The organism is Halopseudomonas oceani (assembly GCF_002903165.1).
In the GTDB taxonomy this organism is placed as follows: Bacteria; Pseudomonadota; Gammaproteobacteria; order Pseudomonadales; family Pseudomonadaceae; genus Halopseudomonas; species Halopseudomonas oceani.
This window is the reverse complement of record NZ_PPSK01000010.1, coordinates 24,063-44,126: the sequence shown is the minus strand read 5'-3', so window position 1 is coordinate 44,126 and position 20,064 is coordinate 24,063. Positions and strand designations below refer to the sequence as shown.

Genomic DNA, 20,064 nt, shown 5'->3' with positions numbered 1-20,064 from the left:
AAGAATATTTATTAAATAATATTCTCCAAAAAAGAACACATCAACAACCCGGGAGATAATATGCGCCCTACCTCACCTCTGCTGGAGCGCCTCGGTATCGAGCTGCCTCTGATTCAAGCCCCTATGGCAGGCGTATCCACCCCGGAGCTGGCAGCAGCGGTATCCAATGCCGGCGGTCTGGGCTCCATCGCCATCGGTGCCGGCAACGCTCAGCAGGCCCGCAGCGCACTGGCGCAAACCCGCGCCCTGACCTCTCGGCCCTTCAACGTAAACCTGTTCTGCCACGCACCTGCCGTGCACGACGCGGCGCGTGAGGCTGCCTGGCTGAAGTATCTTGCGCCCCTGTTTCACAGCGTCGGGGCGCAGCCCCCTGAAGCGCTAAGCGAGATCTACCGCAGTTTTGTAGAGGACGACGAGACGCTGGAGTTGTTGCTGGAGCAGCGGCCGGCGGTCGTCAGCTTCCACTTCGGCCTGCCTGCTGCCGAGCGCATCAAGGCACTGAAAGACGCCGGTATCTGCCTGCTGGCGACCGCGACCAACCTGCACGAAGCGCAGCTGGTCGAGCAAGCCGGCATCGACGCCATCGTCGCTCAGGGGATCGAGGCTGGCGGTCATAGGGGCATGTTTGATCCCTCCGCAGACGATGAGCAGCTGGGCACCTCGGCACTGCTTGCGCAGCTAGGCCAACACATAACGCTGCCCATTATCGCCGCCGGCGGCATCATGAACGGCCAGCAGGTCGCTAGCGCCCTAGCCCAAGGCGCTGTTGCAGCCCAGCTCGGCACCGCCTTTGTGTTGTGCCCGGAGTCCTGCGCGCCAGCGGCCTACCGCGCCAACTTGTCGAGCGAACATGCCCGGAACACCCGCTTGACCAGCACGTTCTCCGGCCGCCCGGCACGCGGTATCGTCAACGAGCTGATACGGTTCTGTGATGGCGCCGACACGCCCGTGCCGCCGGGCTACCCCATCGCCTACGACGCCGCCAAACAGCTGCACGCCGCCGCCAGCCAACAGGGTAATCACGCCTTTGCCGCGCATTGGGCCGGCCAGGGCGCCGCGCTGGCCCGTCAGCTACCGGCGGCGGAGCTGGTTGCCGTGCTGGCACGCGAATGGCGCGAGAGCGTCTGATCCGTTGATCAGCGCCCTGGCGCGCCGATCATTCGGGTTGATTGAACCAGATACGATTGGAGAACGGATCAACCACCTGGAAGCCATAGTCGCCCCACGCTGCCAACTCCAGCGAGGGACGACAGTATGCGTAATTCCTGGCCTGCAGCTCCGCCAGCAACACACGCGCATCACTGACATTGACAAACAATTTGCTACCCGGCGAGCAATCGCCCGAATGCTCACTCAAGTGCAGCACCAGTGCCCCCTTCGATACCTGCATGTACAGCGGGTAACCCGGCTCGAAACGGTGCTCCCAATCCAAGGTCATACCGAGAAAACCGAGGTAGAAGTCCCTCGCTTTCTGTTCATCGAAAATCCGCATTATCGGGATAGTCTGAAAGTCCAAGCCAATGTCCTCAGGTCACGGTGATGACCAATAATGAGGAATACTAACCGAAGTCTGGCGGCAGCCGCGTCGCTACCGCCTGCCAGCAGCGCCGGATCTCCCGCGCCACCCCGCCCCGGCCGCCAACTCGCGCCAGCTGGGTCACCGGCTTGATATGGGCCAGTAACCAGTCATCCGACCAGCCTGCCCACTCCCCCGCCACCGAGCGCAGATTGCCGGCAAGCACTGGAAACAGCTCGGCCCAAAGCACCTGTTTAACCTGCATGGGCAAGTAGCCGCTTTCCAACACCACTCGGGCGATATAGTCGAAGGCTGTGCCATCTGGCTCGGTATCCAGAAAAAGCTCGGACAGCGCTCGCCACAGGGCCAGGCGACGCTCATCCACCGGCGGCATGGACACCGGCGCGGCACGTGCGGGCATCAGCCTTTGTCGCAAAAAACTGAACATCGAACGCTCTCCCTCGTGAGTCGCAGCCCCAACCCGGGCAGCGCGGTGGCTATAACGCTTGCAAGCCCGGATGCGCGAGGTCCAGAGGACCGACGCCCCAGCCCAGCGCCGTGGCGAAACGCGACACGTCCGCCTGCAGCGCTGCATCAAACATCACCGGGGGCTCGCACAAGTCCTGCTCCAGCAACAGAGTGCCATAGGCTCCCTCGTGGTAGATCAGATCCCCGGTCAACCCGGCAAACAACTGCGCTGCACTGGTCATCAGCGAGCTCTCACCTACGTTAGCGCCCAACTGGCATTGCAGGCCGGCCGCAGACGCCATCTGGTGAAACTGCAGTGCATTCAGCAGCCCGCCCACCTTGGATATCTTGATGTTCAGGCAATCGAGCACCTGGGCCTGGATCAGCTGCTGCAAAACCGGTCGCAAACGCACCTGCTCATCCAGCACGATACGAACATCGCAGCGGCTCTTGATCCGTCCATGCACCGTGACCAGGGCCTGGGTATCCGTCACGATAGCCGGCTGCTCCAGACAAGAGATGGCATAACGCTCGATGATCTGGGCAGCGTCAGCGGCGGGCACGTCTTCCCAGGCGCCATTGGCGTCGAGACGAATATCGTTGTCCGGGTAGGCCGTGCGCAGCAGCTCCAGTTGCTGGTGGATTCGTTTCAGATCACGCCCCACCTTGAGCTTCAGCGGGCCCACGGCAAACCCGCGCATCTGCTCCACCAACTTGGCGAGCGCCGTCGGCGCTTCATCAGATACCACTGCCGAATACTGAATACGGCCAGCCTGCAACCCGCCAAACCAGTCCGCAAGCGGCGTTTTGCGTACCTTGCTGAGCAGGTCCAGCAGCGCCAACTCCAGCAGTGCACGTGCGCACTGCTGCTGCTCGAAGCGCGACTCGAAAGCCTCGCAGAAGCGTGCGATATCGCCCACTGACTGAAACGCCACCTGGCTCAGCGCCGGCAGAAACTGGCGGATTGCTGCCTCAGTCTGCTCCAGCGTCTCGCCGGATACATAGGCCCGCGGCAAGGCCTCACCAAACCCCGAAACGACCTCACCGTCAACGCTGGCCGTCAGGTGTAGCAGCAGGGACTCGGACGATTGACGCTCGGCCAAGGCATGCTTGAACGACTGGTGAAACGGCAGCCGCATGCGATACAGCTGTGCGCTATCAACCTGCATGACGAGCACTCCTGCGCGGCTTTCCGGCAATCAGCCGACGCACGAAGTACGTTACATTTCTGATGTTCATCGGACACACCAGCAACAAGCCGTCGCCGTTGGCGTGCCCTGGATTGCATTGCGCATAGAAGCGAATAAAACGGTTATGTAAATCCTGCTCGGCAATCATGACGCTCTTGTCGCTCAAGAGATTGGACGGCTTTCTCACCGTTCTGGTGGACGCCTGAAAGGTGTCGGGATAGTAGCGCTCCCCTATCGCTGCCTTGAGACTCAGTATCTCCGGTGGCGTTTCGAGGTCAGGGTGCGGGAAGTAGTCGGCTAGGTTGTTGGCCATGACCAGGTAAGGCTTGTAGCTCAGAGCATCGGTCCAGAAATAGCAGGTGCGCAGCGGGTGACGACACTTCGCCTGCAGCATGAACCGAAGCACCGTACGCTGAACCAGCATCCGTCCGCGATATGCGGGATCGATATAGACCTGACCAAAGTACAGTGTCGGCATTGGCTTGCTGCCGCCAATCAAGAAGTCATGGAAACGCACGCCAATACACCCGACCAGCCGGCCGGAAGCGCGGTGGCGAAACAGCACCACCTTGTCCAGCCGTTGCCAGCGCTCGCTGAATTGCTCAAATGCGATAGTGTGCGCCTGGCCATACAGCGCCCAGATTTCCTCGTTCAGCGAGGGAGCAATCTCCGCGCAGTCCAAACAGCGAGCCTGAATTGAAAACATGATCCCTCAACCACCTTGCGCCGGCGCAGCTCATTTTTGCGTACTGTCTATCACGGCAGCGTGCTGCCCTTCCCCATTGGTCAGCCATTGCAGTCGAAGGCAACGGCAATATGCCGCGAGTGTACCCAGTCAGCTGCGCTGCGCCCAGCGACCAGATAAAGCTGAGCGCCACGTCAATCGCTGCAGTTACCCGCTTTCCTGAACCCGGCCGCCAGCGCGGCGGTCTCGGATTCAAAATGTACCTGGTTGCGTGCTGCGACCTGGTCATAGCTCGGACAGCCTGAGGGCAGATGATAAACCTTGCTGTTCCGATTACCGATGATGCCGCCAGTGCTGCCAGCGGCTGGCTCGTGCCTGACCGCGGGCACTGAAGATACAACACCATCGCGTGTAGGCCTGTGCCCAAGCGTCCAGGATCGCTCGCCCATGACAAAGGGATTATTGTGGCCCATCACCCGCGCAGTGCGGTCACTCCACTCCCGTTCCCACTCGCTAACCGGATACTGACGACTCCACGCCATCAGCAGTTGTTGCTGCTGACGAGACATCGATAAGCCGTAGCGGTCGTACATGTAAAAGTGAATCCGCGCGACCAGCCCCTTCACTTCATCCCGAGGCTCGGCCACCCGTTGCTGGAAGTTGACCTTTGAAGTACAGGCACCGTACTGCGCAGGCGCTCGGCCGACCATTGCGTACTGGAAGTTGCTACGATCGCCATTGACCTCTCCCACGGACGGGTAGAGGTTAAACAGATCAGCCTCCATCGCCCGGAACACCGGATCGTTCATCACGCAATTGCGCCGCCCGCCGTTCTGCCAGCACTGGCGCTGATGGCCAAACACCCAGGCAGGCACAATGTGCTCCCACTCGATCCGCTCTGCCCGCGTCTGCTGGGCGCGCGTCTGATAACCACAGGAGCGCGCATCGACCCGACCTCCGGACCGCCCAACCCAATCCCAGCGGCACCCACAATACAGATCGCCCTGCCTGACGGCCCGCTCATCAAAAAAGACTTCTCGCTTGGCAATCGCCTTGGCAGCAGAGAAGCTCGACGGCGTGTCAGCAAAGGAGGTGGAAACAAACAGGCACAGCAGTACAACGACAGACAGATCAGCCAGCGACTTCATAACGCGGAGCTTTCTCGGCAAAAAGCGCGCATTGTAGGGATGTTCGCCGGTTACCGATAGCGCCTAAGGCTCAAGCACGGGCCTTAGAGAGGCAAACAAGATACACCAGGGCGACCGACTGACGAGCTTTCACGCAAAGAAGGACACTGCGACAGGCAACCCTAGTCGCCGCGGGCAAAGCTGGCAGCCGGTGCCTTTTTAAGCTTTACCGCTCCCCCGTTCGAAAGCCCGTGTTTCCTGATAAAATACCCAACCCAGCCAGGTGCCCCAGCCCCTGCTGCGCGCAGCTCGGCTTTCAATCCAGTCCGAGCGTCAGTGCTGTTATCTGCTCATCTGCTCTGGCCGCGCGATACAACCGCTACTCTGTGGCGGACCAATAGCCCTAGCACCACGCAGACAGTCAGCCATGAACCCGCAAGCCTCCTCGCCCAACAACACCTCGCGCCCAGAGCCCAATCGCCGCTTCAGCGTTGCGCCGATGATGGACTGGACTGACCGCCACTATCGCTACTTTGCGCGGCTGATCAGCCGGCGTGCGCTGCTGTATACGGAAATGGTCACTACGGGCGCGGTGCTGCATGGCGACCGTGAGCGTTTTCTGGGTTACAGCGCCGAAGAGCAGCCGTTGGCACTGCAGCTGGGCGGCAGCAATCCGCAGGAGCTGGCCCAGTGCGCGGCGCTGGCTGAAGAAGCCGGCTACGCCGAGGTCAACCTGAACGTCGGCTGCCCCAGCGATCGGGTGCAGAACAATATGATTGGCGCCTGCTTGATGGCGCACCCGGCGCTGGTGGGTGACTGCGTTAAGGCGATGCAGGATACCTGCAGCACGCCGGTCACGGTCAAGCATCGTATCGGCATCAACGGTCGGGAGAGCTATGCCGAGCTATGCGATTTCGTCGGCACGGTTCACGAAGCTGGCTGCACCAGCTTCACTGTTCACGCGCGCATCGCCATTCTGGAAGGGCTATCGCCGAAGGAAAATCGCGAGATACCGCCGCTGAAGTACGAGGTAGTACATCAGCTCAAGCGCGACTTCCCGCAGTTGGAGATCATCCTCAACGGCGGCCTGACCGACCTGGATGTCATGCAAGCGCAGCTGTCCCATGTTGATGGGGTGATGGTAGGACGCGAGGCGTACCACAACCCCTGGCTGCTGTCCGAGGTGGATAGTCGTTTCTTCGGCGACGACCATCCGCGGCCTTCACGTATCGAGGTGATGGCGCTGATGCGGCCGTACATCGAGCGGCACGTCAACGCTGGCGGCCAGATGCATCACATCACCCGCCACATGCTGGGGCTATTCCAGGGCTTACCCGGCGCACGCCACTTCCGGCGCGAGCTGAGCACCACCATCCACCGCACTAATGAGCCATTGGCACTGTACGACCAGCTGCTGGAACAGATGCAGGCACGCGTCGGCTGATTGCGACTGTCAAAGCCTATGAGGTAAGGTCGGAGGGATACTAGGGAGTACCGCCGTAACATGACCTCAAAACTGGATAGTCTGAAACAACACACCCTGATCGTTGCCGACACTGGCGACATCGATGCCATCCGCCAGCACCAGCCAATCGACGCCACCACCAACCCGTCACTGCTACTCAAGGCCGCCGAGCTGACCAGCTGCGAGCCGCTTTTGGAGCGCGCCATCGGCGAAGCAGCAGGCGGTACAGAACCAGTCAGCAACGCCTGCGATCGCTTTGCAGTCGCCGTCGGCAGCGAAATCCTCGGCCTGATCCCGGGGCGTATCTCTACTGAGGTCGATGCCCGTCTGTCCTTTGATCAGGACGCCACCTTTCGCAAGGCCTGCGAACTGATCGAGCTATACGAACGCGCTGGCATCACCCGTGATCGGGTGCTGATCAAGATTGCCGCCACCTGGGAAGGGATTCAGGCCGCTGCAGCGCTGGAGCGAGAAGGCATCCAGTGCAACCTGACACTGTTGTTTTCCTTCGCCCAGGCTCGCGCCTGCGCGGATGCCGGGGTCTACCTCATCTCGCCATTCGTGGGCCGCATCTACGACTGGTACAAACAGCACGAGGGTAGAGACTTCAGCGGGACTGATGATCCGGGCGTGCAATCGGTGGCGCGCATCTTCCGCTACTACAAGGCGCACATGTACGAAACAGTCGTAATGGGTGCAAGCTTCCGCAATACCGGCCAGATCGAAGCACTAACCGGCTGCGATCGCCTGACCATCAGCCCGCAATTGCTGCAAAGCCTGCAGGAGCAGCCAGGTACACTGCAGCCATCGACCATACTGCGTCAGGGCGTGGTCGACGAGCGCATTGAACTGGATCAGATCGCGTTCCGCTGGGCCCACAACGAGGATGCCATGGCGACGGAGAAACTGGCGGAGGGAATTCGGGCATTTGCAGCAGATCAGCTCAAGCTGGAGAAGCTGGTCGCAGCGAAGCTGGGGTCAGTTGCCTGACCCTTCCAGGGCGCTGACCAGATCGCGAAAGGCTTCGCGATTGCTGTCGTTGAGGTCCATCAGAATGCGATGGGCCTCAAGAACCTTATGCTTGACCTTGTCTTCGGACAACATCTGAGCCGGCAGATCCTGCAGCTCTTCGCAGGTCGGCGTCGATTCCGGCACGATATTGAAGACCTGATCGAACCCCATGCTTTGCAGCAGCCGGTTCATATCTTCATGATTGGACACCAGCGTCGGCAGAAAGCCAACCTTCTGGCGCGACAGAATGGAGAGCTTGGCAAGCAGCCCCAAGGAGGTGCTGTCGATGCACTCGGTCTCTGTCAGATCAATCACAATGGCCTTGAACGTCAGGACACTGAAGATCTTTTCGATATAGGCATCCAGCGCTGCACATAGCGTCAGGCGCACATCACCAATGAACTTGAGCACAAAGGTGCCTTGCGCTTCCGCAAACTGGATTTTTCCAGTCGTCATCATTCTGCGTTCCTGCTCAACACCAACACGGATATGTCATCGGGCATCGTTTTATTGGGATCCAGCCCCAGGGCGGCCATGATACCTTGCATGCAGCCACCTTGCTCAGCAATCAGCGCGGGAAGTCGCGCCTCTTTCTCTTTCAGCGTAGTCCCTTCCAGGCAGTCCAGCACACCATCGGAACACAGCGTCAGAGTAAAGTGCTCGGGCAGCGGGATGGTTTCGTCCTGATAATCGGCATCCTCAAACAACCCGACCGGCCGCCCCTTACCCGGCAGATAACGCGCCTCACCATCGGCGTAAATCACCGGCAACGGTAAATGACCTCCGATGCTGTAGGTCAGCGTCTTTTCCTGTTCATCAATCACGCCACCGAGCATGGTTACATGCTTGCCCAGCTTGCAACTGATCAGACTGCGATTGATATGTCCCAGCACATCGGAAGGCTTGAACTCGATACGCCCCTGCCCTTCGACCTTGCGCTGCTCGTACATCAGCCGGGTTGTCATGAACTTGAGTAGTACAGTGACGAATGCCGACGACGAGCCATGGCCGGATACATCCGCCAGATAGAACGCCAGCTGCGAGTCGGAGACGCGGAAATAATCGACAAAATCGCCAGACAGATACAGTGAGGGAATCAGCTTGTGCTCAAGCCTGTACTCACCACTGGTCCAAGGGGTGACCGGCAGCATGTTGAGCTGAACCTGATGGCCCGCAGCCTGATCATCGCGCAGTTCCTTGAGATGCATCTCGAGTTCGCGGTTGGCCCGTTCAAGACGCTCGCGAATACGCTGGTTTTCAAGCCGCAGACGATAACGGTCCAGCGCCCTGCGCACCGAGTGCTCCAGCACCTCGGGATCATTTAACGGATTGAGCAGAAAGTCGCTGGCTCCAAGGCGCAGCGCCTGAACCACATCGGTCATCGCCCCCTCGGCCGACATCACGATGACCGGCACGTCCAGACCAGATTCGGTAATTTGACGCACCAGCTCGAAACCCTGGCTGTCACCAAGGTGAAGGTCGCACAGAACCAGCTCGGGACGCTGCTTCTCGAACAGGGCCAGACCACCCCCCGCATCAGCGGCCTGGATTACGTCATGACCATTACCTTCCAACAGTGCTGACAGACGTTGGCGAACCTTGTCGTCGTCGTCAATCACCAGCAGTGTGGTGCCTGGAGGCTGCATAAAATCCCTACGTCATTGTCGCAGCGCGCATCTTTCGCGGCGACCACAGGGTGGCTGAGTCGAGCCGGAAATAACCCGGCGTTTTCAAGGGGGAAACACTACTCCCATCCGCTGCTGCAAGCAACCGTTGCAGAAGGCTGGAAGGATGCTTGTCGGAGGCCCAACTCGGAACTACGATGACCAGTAGAAAACCAAAAAACAGACGTATCTGCCGAAGCCGGAGTCGCCGATGTCGTTTCATGACCAGCAGTACAGCGAAAAGCGTGATTTCATGCGCATGACAGTGGAAACCGCCGCCACACTTACCTTTGGTGCTGACAATCACACCTGCGATGTACTGTGCCGCGATCTATCCAACCAGGGGGCTCAGGTAATGGCCAGTGAGGCAGTGGCGGAGGGTACTGTCGCGACCCTGTCCATCCCCTCACCGACTCCGGGTATGCAGGGCTTGCAGGCCAAGGGTGAAGTGGTGCGCTGTCAAGCCGAGAGCGACGGTCGCTTCAGCATCGGGCTGCGCTTTGACAGCCTGAGCTGAAGCGACCAACACCCCGACGATCAGAACTCGTCGGGGACGTTTCCGTCGCGTACCTTGTACTCGCGATTCTGCAGGTATGCGTTACGGATAAAGGTGTAACGGTCACCGGTGATCAGGCGTTCCTGATCCAGCAGGCCGGCCCGGATATCTACCGTCTCCAGCGCAAACAGCTGGTTACGCGCACGAATGTCATTCAGGTAGCCGGTATAGGTGTAATTGAGGAAGTTTTCAGGCAGTTTTGAGCCGGTATCACGCACCGTATTCGGTCCGAGGAACGGTAGCATGACGTAAGGACCGCTCGGCACTCCCCAGTACCCCAGAGTCTGCCCCAGATCCTCGTCACTGCGTTCTAGCCCCATGCGGCTTGCCACGTCTACCAGGCCCCCGCCACCCAGCAGGGTGTTGAACAGAAAGCGCGACATATCCACCCCTGCCCGATTGAACTTGCCCTGCAATCCGTTGTTCAGGAAGTTCATCGGCTCTCCAAGGTTATTGAAGAAGTTGCCTACCCCATCACGCATGAACTGCGGAGTCACCGACTTATACCCCTTGGCAACCGGCTTGAGCGTATAGCGGTCTACCGTGTCATTGAACCGGAAGGTAGCGCGGTTAAACGTCTCCCACGGGTCGGGGTCAACATACGCCGAGTCGTAATCGTCGTAGTCATCGGCAGCAAAAACAGGTGTAATACAGGCCAGCGACAGCGCCGACAACACCATTGCCAAGGCTCCTGTATTCAGCAGATTCATCAGCGGTTTCTCCATTCTTCGCTTTTGATAGGTGCAGCAGCCCGCGGGCTCTGCCGGCCCGTCAGTGTAATGCATAACTTCCGTCAATTTCAGCGAAATTTGCCATGACAGACCGTTCCACAACCCTGCTCTACACCACCGAAATACCCATCCGCTATGGCGACATGGACAGCAACCAGCACGTCAACAACACCCGCTACTACCAGTATCTGGAAGATGCCCGCATCGAATGGCTTGATGGCCTGGGCGCACCACGACGGGAAGTTGGCCAGGGCCTGGTACTGCTGACCTGCACCCATCACTTCCTGAAGCCCGCCTTTCACCCCGGCACCATCGTCGTCGAGCTGTACGCGGGCGTCGTCGGTCGAACCAGCCTGACGCTGGAACACAAGCTTTACGTCAAGGGCCAACCCGACCTAATCGGCTACGGTGATGTGAAGATGGTGTGGATTACGGTGAATAATCAGCGACCAATCCCGGTTCCCAACAGTGTGCGCGTCGCCATGGGTGCAGAACCTCTGGACGAAGCACAGTAATAAATCTGCAACACCTTGATACGATGATGTGCGGTCAACACGCGTTTCCGACCAGGAGCACGGACCATGACCGCACATCAGATCGAGGCAGTTCTCTTCGATCTTGCCGGCACCCTGACTGCAGCCCGACCGACAGCCGACGAACCGGCTCTGCTGCCACAGGCTTTGCCAGCACTCCAACGTTTGCAGCACAGCGGCATTTGCGCGGGCCTGCTGCTGGACCGCCATGACCGCCAACTTACGCCGATCGAGTCGCTGATCAGCGCGACAATCTGCACCGAACCCCACTTGCGACCGCTACCTGCACCGGACCTGCCCGTTACTCTGGCGCTGCGCCTGCAAGTGCACACACTTAAACACTGCGTTCTGGTCAGCGGCACCTCCGATGGAATCCGTGCCGGGCTCAACGCAGGCCTCTGGACCATCGGCACCGCGCTGAGTGGTGCACTGGACCAACACGGCAACGCACACTGGCCTGCTCTTGGCTCCGAGGAGCAGGACCGTATTCGACTGCAGGCCACCATGACGCTGATGAATGCAGGCGCCCACTACGTCATCGACAACGTCTCCGAACTAGACAGCTGCCTGCGCGACATTGAGCTACGGCAGGCCAAAGTTTGAATGCCGTAAAACCAGCGGACGTGTTGTCCATCTAGAGGTATAGTAAAAGCACACTGGATGGACAGGAGAGTTACATGCCCACTGATCGTTTGAAGTCGCAGCTGGAGTCGCTGCAGAACACCCTGAATGAAAGCGACTCACCACTCAGCAGCGAAGAGCGCGAGGCACTACAGGCGCTGGCAACCAGCCTGGAAGCAAAGTTGCTGAACGAAGCCAGCGACGTCGAAGTAGAGGAAGACCCAAGCCTTGTCGATGGGGTCAACCTGATGGCTGAGCAGTTCGAAGCTCGGCATCCCACCCTTGCCACCACACTGCGCAGCGTCATGCAGAGCCTGGCCGACATGGGAATCTGACTGTCCGGACGCTCCGCCGCTGGTGGAGCGTCGCCCATCTACCCTATTGGCGCGCCAGTCGCAGATTTTCCGGCATGCCCGGCTGCGTGGACCGCCAGGGATTGATATCCAGTCCGCCACGACGAACATAGCGCGCGTACACAGTCAGCGTCGCCCCCTCCCCCAATAGCTTGAGAATATCCAGGAAGATGCGCTCCACGCATTGCTCGTGGAAATCCGAGTGCTGCCTGAACGAGACCAGATACCGTACCAGAGACGCGTGATCCAGTGCCGGGCCACTGTAACTGATCTGCACTGATCCCCAATCCGGCTGCCCCGTGACCGGGCAGTTGGATTTAAGCAAGTGACTGTGCAGTACCTCGGTCACTGGCCCCGCGCTGGCCGCCAGACTCAGCAGCGAAGGATCATAGCTGTAGCTCGACACCTCGACATCCAGGTCGTCGATACAGGTCCCGGGCAGCATGAACAGCCCCGCCTGATGCAGCTGCTGCATACTTAGCAGCCGCACCATCACCGGCCCCTGCGCCGCAACCGACAGGTCGGTCTCCAGCGTCTTCAGCAGGTCATGACGATCCCGGAAAACCGTCTGATTGAGTGAGTTCAGATACAGCTTGAACGACTTGGACTCGACAATCCGCGCCGCCTTGATCGGGAAGACGAACTCTGCGGCAGCCACCACGGGCTTGCCAGAAGGTGTCAGCCAGGACAGCTCGAAGCAGTTCCAGATATCAGCGCCGTGAAACGGCAGTTGCTGCGGATCCAGCCCCAACTCCTGCCATTTCGGCAGTCGTGAGATTGGATACAGCAGCGACGGCGTGTAAACGCTGATGTAGGCACTGGACTTGCCCAGCGGCGACTCGGTCGCAGGATGATCAGTCATGGAATACCCCGGGAATCGACAACGGGCCGCCGGCTGACGGCCCGCGCCCATTATTGCCGCATACCCGTGCCTCTGACCAGCAACCAGTAGCTCACGCTGTAGAGCGCGACGGTAAAAATAGCCATGATGATAAGGGCAGTCGCGATTGGAATATCGGACACCCCCAAAATGCCGTAACGGAACGCATTGACCATGTGCAGAATCGGGTTGACCTGCGACACCGCATGCCAGAACGGCGGTAACAGGTTGATCGAGTAAAACACCCCGCCCAGATAGGTCAGCGGCGTCAGCACAAAGGTCGGCACGATCGAGATGTCATCGAAGGTACGAGCGAATACCGCGTTGATGAAGCCGCCCAGCGAAAACACCAGCGAGGTAAAGAAGATCACCACAATGGTCAGCCAAACGTGCTCCACACGCAGCTTGGTGAAGAACAGCGACGTCAGCGTCACGATCAGCCCCACCGCCAGCCCACGGGCAACACCGCCGAAGGTGTAACCAAGCAGGATTACATGCGGCGACACCGGTGCCACCATCAGTTCCTCAATGGAACGCTGAAACTTCGTACTGAAAAAACTCGAGACCACGTTGGAGTAGCTGTTGGTAATCACCGACATCATGATCAGGCCCGGCACGATGTAATCGATGTACCGGAATCCGCCCATCTCGCCGATGCGGCTGCCGATCAGATGGCCGAAGATGACAAAATACAGCGTCATGGTGATCGCCGGCGGCAGCAGTGTCTGCGCCCAGATACGGGTAAAGCGGCGAATCTCCTTGGTCAGGATGGTCGTAAAGGCCACCCAGCCCTGTTGCCAGTACTGCATGCTCAGGCTCCCTTCTTCTCGGCGTTTTCGTCGACCAGCGTAAGAAACAACTCCTCCAGCCGGTTACTTTTGTTGCGCATGCTCACCACATCGATTCCCGCCTCACTGAGCGCCGCAAACAGCGCATTCAGGCCTTGAGCCTTATCCACCTGCACCTCAAGCGTATGCTCGTCGACCAGTCGCGCCGTGTAACCTGTCAGCACTGGCGCGTCGGTCAGGGTCTGGCGCGTATCGAGCAGGAAGGTTTCGACATGCAGCTCTTTCAACAGAGCGCGCATGCTGGTGTTATGAATGATCCGGCCTTCATCGATAATCGCGATGTGGCGGCACAGCTGCTCGGCCTCTTCCAGATAGTGCGTGGTGAGCACGATGGTAATGCCCTGCGCGTTGATCTCCTGCAGGAACTGCCACATCGAGCGGCGGATCTCGATATCCACACCCGCAGTGGGCTCATCCAGAATCAGCAGCCTGGGTTCGTGAATCAATGCCCGGGCGATCATCAACCGGCGCTTCATACCGCCAGACAGCATCCGCGAAGGCACATCGCGTTTTTCCCACAAGCCAAGACGCTTCAGGTAATGCTCGGCGCGTTCCCGCGCACGGGCCAGCGGAATGCCGTAATACCCGGCCTGGCTGACCAGAATATCGATAACCTTCTCGAACTGACTGAAATTGAATTCCTGCGGCACCACCCCGATGCAGCGCTTTGCAGCAAGCAGCTCGCGGTCGATGTCGTGACCGAAGATGCTGACCTCGCCTGCCGACTTGTTGACCAGTGATGACAGGATGCCGATGGTCGTGGACTTGCCCGCCCCATTGGGTCCCAGCAGAGCAAAGAAGTCCCCTTCGCGCACCTCCAGATCAATGCCCTTGAGAGCACGCATTCCGGTTGCATAGGTCTTCTCAAGCCCCCGGATACGTATAGCTGCAGTCATGCCGTGCCTCACGTCTTGGAAGTTGAGGCCTAACTATGAGGGCGGATCGACAGGAATCAAGGTCAGCCACCGAAACTCCCCTGTATCAATACTGAGACATGGTTTATGCGAATAATAATACCGCTGTGCGAAACCACGGGCTTACAATTTTGCTACAATTGCGCGCGGCCGGTCGATTGTGACGAACAACGGGACAACGTATTCTCGCTGCAGAACAACAAACGCCGGAGACAATAAATGGCCCAAACGCCAGAAAACACGGCTGACCAGAACGACGTCAGTCACCGCATCACCCCCGCCTATCGACGCTACGCGCTGTTGATTCTGGTTCTGGCGTATACGTCCAGCCACGTCGACCGCAATATCGTCGGGATCCTGATTGAACCCCTCAAGGCAGATCTGCTGCTGTCGGACACCCAGCTGGGCTTCCTATCCGGCATCGCCTTCGCCCTGTTCTACGCGACTCTTGGCATTCCGATTGCGATCTTTGCCGACCGTTCCAACCGCCGCAATATCATCGCCTGGTCCATTGCTATCTGGAGCGTGATGACCGCCATGTGCGGCCTGGCCCAGAACTTCTGGCAGTTGGCGATCGCCCGGATCGGCGTTGGTGTCGGTGAAGCAGGGTCCAGCCCGCCGTCGCACTCCATGCTTGCCGACCTCTACCCGAAAGAAAAGCGCTCAAGCGCCATGTCCATCTACGCGCTTGGCGTCTACCTGGGCATCATGATCGGCTTCATCGTCGGCGGTTTTGTTGCCGAATGGTGGGGCTGGCGCGCAGCGTTCTTCGTTGTCGGCCTGCCGGGCATCCTGATCGCCCTGCTGGTGCGCTTCACCATGATCGAACCACCGCGCGGCTTTGCCGACGGCGTCAAGCCGCCGCCTATGGGCAAAGTCAACGTCAAGGCCGGCTTTGCCGTACTTTGGCGTGTCCGTACCACCCGCCATGTCGTTCTCGGGGTCACCCTGACCGCATTGGTCGGCTACGGCACCATTGTTTGGAACCCGGCGTTCCTGATTCGTAGCCACGGTTTGACCCCAGGCCAGGTCGGACTCTTCCTCGGCCCCCTGATGGGGATTATCGGTGGCCTTGGTGCCTGGATCGGCGGCATGCTGGCAGACAAGCTGGCCGCCCGTGATGCCAGCTGGAACGCCTGGATCGTGGGCTTGGCCAAGCTGCTGACAATTCCGTTCATTATTGCCTTCTATATGATCGACAGCACCTTCTGGGCGCTGCTCGCTTACTGCCCGGCCGTATTTCTCGGTGCCTTCTACCTCGGCCCCAGCTTCGCCATGATCCAGAGCCTGACCCCGCTGCGCAGCCGCGCGCTGGCATCGGCCATCATGTTGCTGGTACTGAACCTGGTGGGGCTTGGCCTCGGTCCACAACTGATCGGCATCGTCAGCGACCTCGTCAGCGGCCCGTTCGGTTCCGACAGTCTGCGCTACGCGCTTATCGGCGCAGCATTCGTCAATATCTGGGCCTGTGCGCACTACTACCTCGCTGGCCGCACCATCCGTTACGACCTCGACACCGTCGACGCCTGACGCGTCTGTTACGGGCGCCAACTGGCGCCCGTAACACCATGTCACTGCACGCGCACGACCTCGGCCGCCCAGAACAGCTATGCTGACAGGGTACTGAACAATTCCGATCCCACCTCTGAGTCGCCCTGCAACGGCCTGCCCCTAAAGGCACCCGCGCCCTGCCTGCTGCAAAATCGGAGATCAAACGGAATTATTCAGCACATCCTCTGGTCTGGAGAGATGTACCGAAAAGGAGTGCGCAATATGATGACCCTGCTTTGGCTGGTTGGACTGCTGCTCTGCATCAGCGGTCTTGCCTACATCCGAACTAGCTTGCTCAACGCCACCCTCGGCGTAGCAGCCTACCTGGCAGTAATGACACTGCTCGGCCCGGTTCACTGGTTAATCGACCTGTTGTTATGGGCCCTGTTTCTTGGTATCGCCATACCGGTCAACCTACCCGACTGGCGCAAACAGAGCATCAGCGCCCCGTTGCTGGGCTGGTTTCGCAAGGTGCTGCCCCCGCTATCCGATACCGAACAGGAAGCGCTCGACGCCGGCACGGTCTGGTGGGATGGCGAGCTGTTCAGCGGCCGTCCTGACTGGGGCAAGCTGCACAACTTCCCCACTCCGCGCTTGAGCGAGGAGGAACAGGCCTTCCTCGACGGCCCGGTGGAACAACTCTGTCAGATGACCAACGAGTGGGAGGTCACCACCGAGCTGCAGGATCTTCCTCCCCAAGTTTGGCGTTTTATCAAGGACAATGGCTTCTTCGGCCTGATCATTCCCAAGGAATATGGCGGTAAAGGCTTCTCCGCAATCGCTCACTCACAGATAGCGATGAAACTGGCCAGTCGCAGCGGCGACCTCGGCTCCACTGTCATGGTGCCGAACTCATTAGGCCCTGCCGAGCTGCTGATGCACTACGGCACAGAGGAGCAGAAGCAATATTATCTGCCGCGCCTGGCTCGCGGCGAAGAAGTTCCCTGTTTTGCGCTCACCGCACCTGAAGCGGGCTCTGACGCGGGTGCCATGCCCGACAAGGGCATCATCTGCAAGGGCCAGTGGAACGGCGAAGAAGTCATCGGCCTGCGCGTCACTTGGGAAAAGCGCTATATCACCCTCGGCCCCGTTGCCACGGTGCTCGGCCTGGCGTTCAAGGCCTACGACCCGGATCACCTGCTCGGCGATGAAGAATCGCTCGGCATTACCCTTGCACTGATCCCGACCGACACGGAAGGCGTCAACATTGGGCGACGTCACTTCCCGCTCAACGCGGCCTTCATGAACGGCCCCAACTCCGGTACCGACGTGTTCATCCCAATGGACTATCTGATCGGCGGTCAGGAGCGAATTGGTCAGGGCTGGATGATGCTGATGAACTGCCTCTCGGTCGGCCGATCCATTTCGCTGCCAGCCGGCAGCATTGGTGCCGCCAAGATGGCCAGCATGACCACCGGCGCCTACGCCCGCATTCGCCAACAGTTCAATCTGCCGATTGGCGAGTTTGAAGGCATTCAGGAAGCACTGGCCCGGATCGGTGGTAACACTTACGTGATGGACGCCGCTCGCACCATGACCGCCGGCGCGGTAGATCTGGGCGAGAAGCCCTCGGTGCTGTCGGCGGTCGTCAAATACCACCTGACCGAACGCATGCGCCAGTGCATCAATGATGCGATGGATGTGCACGGCGGCAAGGGCATCTGCATGGGGCCACGTAATTACCTCGGTCGTGCCTACCAATCGGTACCCATTTCGATAACCGTTGAAGGTGCCAACATCCTCACCCGCAACATGATGATCTTCGGTCAGGGAGCCATCCGTTGCCATCCGTATGTGCTGCGGGAGATGCAGGCTGCCGGCCTGGAAGACCGGAACGAAGGATTGAAGCAATTTGACCGCCTGCTGTTTGAGCACATCGGTTACTCGCTCAGCAACGCAGCTGGCAGCCTGCTGCTTGGCCTCAGCGCCGGCAAGCTTGCCAGCGCGCCAGACTACCCGGAAACGCGCCGCTACTATCAGCAGCTCACGCGTCTTTCCGCTGCCTTCGCGACGCTGACCGACTGCACCATGCTCATGCTGGGCGGTGAGCTGAAACGCCGCGAACGTCTTTCTGCTCGTCTGGGCGACATCATGAGCAACCTTTATCTAGCCAGCGCCACCCTCAAGCACTTTGATGACCAGGGCCGCCCGGAAGAGGATCTGCCCTTTGTCCGGTGGGGGCTAGAAGACCTGCTGTACCGCATCGAAACCAGCCTGCATGAAGTGCTGCTCAACTTCCCGAACCGGCATCTCGGTTGCCTGCTGCGGGTGATCGTATTTCCGCTTGGACGCCGACTCGCACCACCCAGCGATGCAACTGGCGCAGAGATCGCACGCCGGCTGATGCGTCCCGGCGCCGCACGCGACCGCCTGTTGGAAGGCTGCTATCAGAGCGATGACCCAACTGACGTGACCGGCCTGCTCAACAGCACGCTTGCCAAGGTAATCCAGGCTGATCCGATTGAGGCGCGGCTTCACAAGGCTGTCCGCTCAGGTGAGCTGGAGCACGACAGCGATGCCGACACCCTCGCTGTTGCCGCGGAAAGCGGGGTGATCAGCCCGGAGGAAGCCGAACTGGTGCGCGATGCCAGGGCTGCGCGGCTTGCCGTCATCACCGTGGACGACTTCTCCAAGGAGGAAATGACGCCACGCAAAACACGCCGCAGCAAGACGGCAAAATCAGAGAGTGAATGATGCCTTGAGCGGCCGGCCAGGCTGGCCGGCCGCTCAACCGGCTCCCCGCGCGACAGCGCCCACAACCTGATAGACTCCCGCCCTGGCAACATCAGGAGTCCCCATGAACACCCCACCCAGTTACCACGAATACCATCTCGCCCTACTGCAGAGTCTCTACGACACCATCCGCGCACAGACTGCGCTGCTTGAGCAACTGCAAGAGGAAAGCAACGAGCTGTTCATGGAACGCTTTGACGAGCTGCTGGCGCAGCTGCAGAAAGGCGATCATGACGACCTCTATCTGGGGCAAGACATTCTCTGTCAGATCATCGCCCGCTACCCGCAGATCGCTCACCTGATTCCTCGCGACCTGCTCTGGTACTTTGGCGGCGATTGCCTGCACTACATGCCCGACGAAGAAATCACCCAGTACCAGTTGCTCGACGAGCATCGCGCTGAAGCTGAAGAGCGCGGCGAAACCTTCGACTGGGAACAGGCTCGGCAGCTGCTGCAGACCCGCTGAGCCAAGACCACGAGGCAGACCGCAGAAGCGCAGCCTGCCTCGCTTCCATTCTGGCCCGAATTTCGGGCACAAAAAAACCGTCACTTGGACGGTTTTTTTGTTGAATCTGGAGCGGGAAACGAGACTCGAACTCGCGACCCCGACCTTGGCAAGGTCGTGCTCTACCAACTGAGCTATTCCCGCAAATCTGACGCCGAAAATGGCGTCCCCTAGGGGACTCGAACCCCTGTTACCGCCGTGAAAGGGCGGTGTCCTAGGCCACTAGACGAAGGGGACGTATCCGGACTTCTCTATGCCGAGGTGTTACCCCTGGCTACCTGCAACGTGTTGTTCGCTGCAAGTGGCGCGCATTTTATGCGCCACCTGCCACCTCGTCAACAACTAATATGCAGCATCTTCAACAAAACCCGAATTACTTGCGGGCACAAAAAAACCGCCACTCGGACGGTTTCTTTGATGAATCTGGAGCGGGAAACGAGACTCGAACTCGCGACCCCGACCTTGGCAAGGTCGTGCTCTACCAACTGAGCTATTCCCGCAAATCTGACGCCGAAAATGGCGTCCCCTAGGGGACTCGAACCCCTGTTACCGCCGTGAAAGGGCGGTGTCCTAGGCCACTAGACGAAGGGGACGTATCCGGACTTCTCTATGCCGAGGTGTTACCTCTGGCTACCTGCAACGTGTTGTTCGCTGTAAGTGGCGCGCATTTTATGCAGCACCCGAACCACCGTCAACCCCTCAAGCTGATATTT

At 59.4% G+C, this 20,064-nt stretch carries 21 protein-coding genes and 4 tRNA genes; 10 read left to right on the top strand and 15 right to left on the bottom strand.

Annotation, left to right across the window (positions count from 1 at the left end):
* Positions 1-60: 60 nt before the first annotated feature.
* A complete protein-coding gene (locus tag C1949_RS11415) occupies positions 61-1,128 on the top strand; it encodes an NAD(P)H-dependent flavin oxidoreductase (RefSeq protein WP_104738602.1) in 1,068 nt (355 codons plus the stop codon).
* 28 nt (positions 1,129-1,156) lie between these two features.
* Here the strand turns inward: C1949_RS11415 and C1949_RS11410 are convergent, their stop codons facing one another.
* The 5 genes from C1949_RS11410 to C1949_RS11390 form a co-directional block, all read right to left on the bottom strand.
* Positions 1,157-1,492: a glyoxalase superfamily protein gene (locus C1949_RS11410; RefSeq protein ID WP_211287131.1), complete on the bottom strand. Its 336-nt coding sequence runs from the start codon at positions 1,490-1,492 to the stop codon at positions 1,157-1,159.
* A 67-nt stretch (positions 1,493-1,559) separates the two neighbouring features.
* The gene (locus C1949_RS11405; protein ID WP_308421307.1) at positions 1,560-1,964 is read right to left on the bottom strand and encodes a DUF7079 family protein; all 405 of its coding nucleotides are present in this window, start codon (positions 1,962-1,964) and stop codon (positions 1,560-1,562) included.
* A gap of 49 nt (positions 1,965-2,013) precedes the next feature.
* Positions 2,014-3,153, bottom strand: coding sequence for a mandelate racemase/muconate lactonizing enzyme family protein (locus tag C1949_RS11400; RefSeq protein ID WP_104738600.1), 1,140 nt, complete (start codon positions 3,151-3,153; stop codon positions 2,014-2,016).
* Positions 3,143-3,880, bottom strand: coding sequence for a GNAT family protein (locus C1949_RS11395; RefSeq protein WP_104738599.1), 738 nt, complete (start codon positions 3,878-3,880; stop codon positions 3,143-3,145). The genes C1949_RS11400 and C1949_RS11395 overlap by 11 nt, the downstream gene beginning before the upstream one ends.
* A 173-nt stretch (positions 3,881-4,053) precedes the next feature.
* Entirely contained in the window at positions 4,054-5,007 is a 954-nt protein-coding gene (locus tag C1949_RS11390; RefSeq protein ID WP_104738598.1) for an endonuclease, read from the bottom strand.
* 406 nt (positions 5,008-5,413) lie between these two features.
* Between C1949_RS11390 and dusA the strand changes: the two genes are divergently transcribed.
* Positions 5,414-6,430, top strand: coding sequence for a tRNA dihydrouridine(20/20a) synthase DusA (gene dusA, locus C1949_RS11385; protein WP_104738597.1), 1,017 nt, complete (start codon positions 5,414-5,416; stop codon positions 6,428-6,430).
* A gap of 60 nt (positions 6,431-6,490) precedes the next feature.
* The gene (gene tal / locus C1949_RS11380) at positions 6,491-7,441 is read left to right on the top strand and encodes a transaldolase (RefSeq protein ID WP_104738596.1); all 951 of its coding nucleotides are present in this window, start codon (positions 6,491-6,493) and stop codon (positions 7,439-7,441) included.
* Here tal and rssC read toward each other — a convergent pair.
* Complete coding sequence (gene rssC / locus C1949_RS11375) at positions 7,430-7,918, bottom strand: anti-sigma factor antagonist RssC (RefSeq protein ID WP_104738705.1); 489 nt, start codon at positions 7,916-7,918, stop codon at positions 7,430-7,432. The genes tal and rssC overlap by 12 nt on opposite strands.
* Positions 7,918-9,108 (bottom strand): PP2C family protein-serine/threonine phosphatase, encoded by a 1,191-nt coding sequence (locus tag C1949_RS11370; protein ID WP_104738595.1) that lies wholly within the window; start codon positions 9,106-9,108, stop codon positions 7,918-7,920. The genes rssC and C1949_RS11370 overlap by 1 nt, the downstream gene beginning before the upstream one ends.
* Before the next feature lie 229 nt (positions 9,109-9,337).
* Here C1949_RS11370 and C1949_RS11365 point away from each other — a divergent pair, with 229 nt between their 5' ends.
* Positions 9,338-9,643 carry a PilZ domain-containing protein gene (locus C1949_RS11365; protein ID WP_104738594.1) on the top strand — a complete coding sequence of 102 codons (306 nt, stop codon included), beginning with the start codon at positions 9,338-9,340 and terminating at the stop codon, positions 9,641-9,643.
* A gap of 20 nt (positions 9,644-9,663) precedes the next feature.
* On the opposite strand, the gene C1949_RS11360 is transcribed toward C1949_RS11365, so the two are convergent.
* Entirely contained in the window at positions 9,664-10,392 is a 729-nt protein-coding gene (locus tag C1949_RS11360; protein WP_229744433.1) for an MlaA family lipoprotein, read from the bottom strand.
* A 104-nt stretch (positions 10,393-10,496) separates the two neighbouring features.
* On the opposite strand from C1949_RS11360, the gene C1949_RS11355 reads away from it, so the two are divergent.
* From C1949_RS11355 to C1949_RS11345, 3 genes are all read left to right on the top strand, one after another.
* Positions 10,497-10,928 (top strand): acyl-CoA thioesterase, encoded by a 432-nt coding sequence (locus C1949_RS11355; protein WP_104738593.1) that lies wholly within the window; start codon positions 10,497-10,499, stop codon positions 10,926-10,928.
* A 66-nt stretch (positions 10,929-10,994) separates the two neighbouring features.
* Positions 10,995-11,549 (top strand): phosphonoacetaldehyde phosphonohydrolase-related protein, encoded by a 555-nt coding sequence (locus tag C1949_RS11350; protein ID WP_104738592.1) that lies wholly within the window; start codon positions 10,995-10,997, stop codon positions 11,547-11,549.
* A gap of 74 nt (positions 11,550-11,623) precedes the next feature.
* Positions 11,624-11,902 carry a DUF4404 family protein gene (locus C1949_RS11345; RefSeq protein WP_104738591.1) on the top strand — a complete coding sequence of 93 codons (279 nt, stop codon included), beginning with the start codon at positions 11,624-11,626 and terminating at the stop codon, positions 11,900-11,902.
* A 43-nt stretch (positions 11,903-11,945) separates the two neighbouring features.
* Here the strand turns inward: C1949_RS11345 and queF are convergent, their stop codons facing one another.
* Genes queF through C1949_RS11330 form a run of 3 tightly spaced genes read right to left on the bottom strand, consistent with a single transcriptional unit; the run spans position 11,946 to position 14,544 of the window.
* Entirely contained in the window at positions 11,946-12,782 is an 837-nt protein-coding gene (gene queF / locus C1949_RS11340; protein WP_104738590.1) for an NADPH-dependent 7-cyano-7-deazaguanine reductase QueF, read from the bottom strand.
* Between the two features lie 50 nt (positions 12,783-12,832).
* Positions 12,833-13,609, bottom strand: coding sequence for an ABC transporter permease (locus tag C1949_RS11335; RefSeq protein ID WP_104738589.1), 777 nt, complete (start codon positions 13,607-13,609; stop codon positions 12,833-12,835).
* 2 nt (positions 13,610-13,611) lie between these two features.
* Positions 13,612-14,544, bottom strand: a complete 933-nt coding sequence (locus tag C1949_RS11330; RefSeq protein ID WP_104738588.1) for an ABC transporter ATP-binding protein — start codon at positions 14,542-14,544, stop codon at positions 13,612-13,614.
* Between the two features lie 237 nt (positions 14,545-14,781).
* Between C1949_RS11330 and C1949_RS11325 the strand changes: the two genes are divergently transcribed.
* From C1949_RS11325 to C1949_RS11315, 3 genes are all read left to right on the top strand, one after another.
* The gene (locus C1949_RS11325) at positions 14,782-16,092 is read left to right on the top strand and encodes a spinster family MFS transporter (RefSeq protein WP_104738587.1); all 1,311 of its coding nucleotides are present in this window, start codon (positions 14,782-14,784) and stop codon (positions 16,090-16,092) included.
* A 246-nt stretch (positions 16,093-16,338) separates the two neighbouring features.
* On the top strand, positions 16,339-18,807 hold the full coding sequence (locus C1949_RS11320) for an acyl-CoA dehydrogenase (RefSeq protein ID WP_104738703.1): 2,469 nt from the start codon (positions 16,339-16,341) through the stop codon (positions 18,805-18,807).
* Positions 18,808-18,910: 103 nt separating this feature from the next.
* Positions 18,911-19,312 carry a PA2817 family protein gene (locus tag C1949_RS11315; protein ID WP_104738586.1) on the top strand — a complete coding sequence of 134 codons (402 nt, stop codon included), beginning with the start codon at positions 18,911-18,913 and terminating at the stop codon, positions 19,310-19,312.
* 107 nt (positions 19,313-19,419) lie between these two features.
* Here C1949_RS11315 and C1949_RS11310 read toward each other — a convergent pair.
* From C1949_RS11310 to C1949_RS11295, 4 genes are all read right to left on the bottom strand, one after another.
* Positions 19,420-19,495 (bottom strand) — tRNA-Gly (locus tag C1949_RS11310).
* 17 nt (positions 19,496-19,512) lie between these two features.
* A tRNA-Glu gene (locus tag C1949_RS11305) sits at positions 19,513-19,588 on the bottom strand.
* 187 nt (positions 19,589-19,775) lie between these two features.
* A tRNA-Gly gene (locus C1949_RS11300) sits at positions 19,776-19,851 on the bottom strand.
* A gap of 17 nt (positions 19,852-19,868) precedes the next feature.
* Positions 19,869-19,944 (bottom strand) — tRNA-Glu (locus C1949_RS11295).
* Between the last annotated feature and the right edge of the window lie 120 nt (positions 19,945-20,064).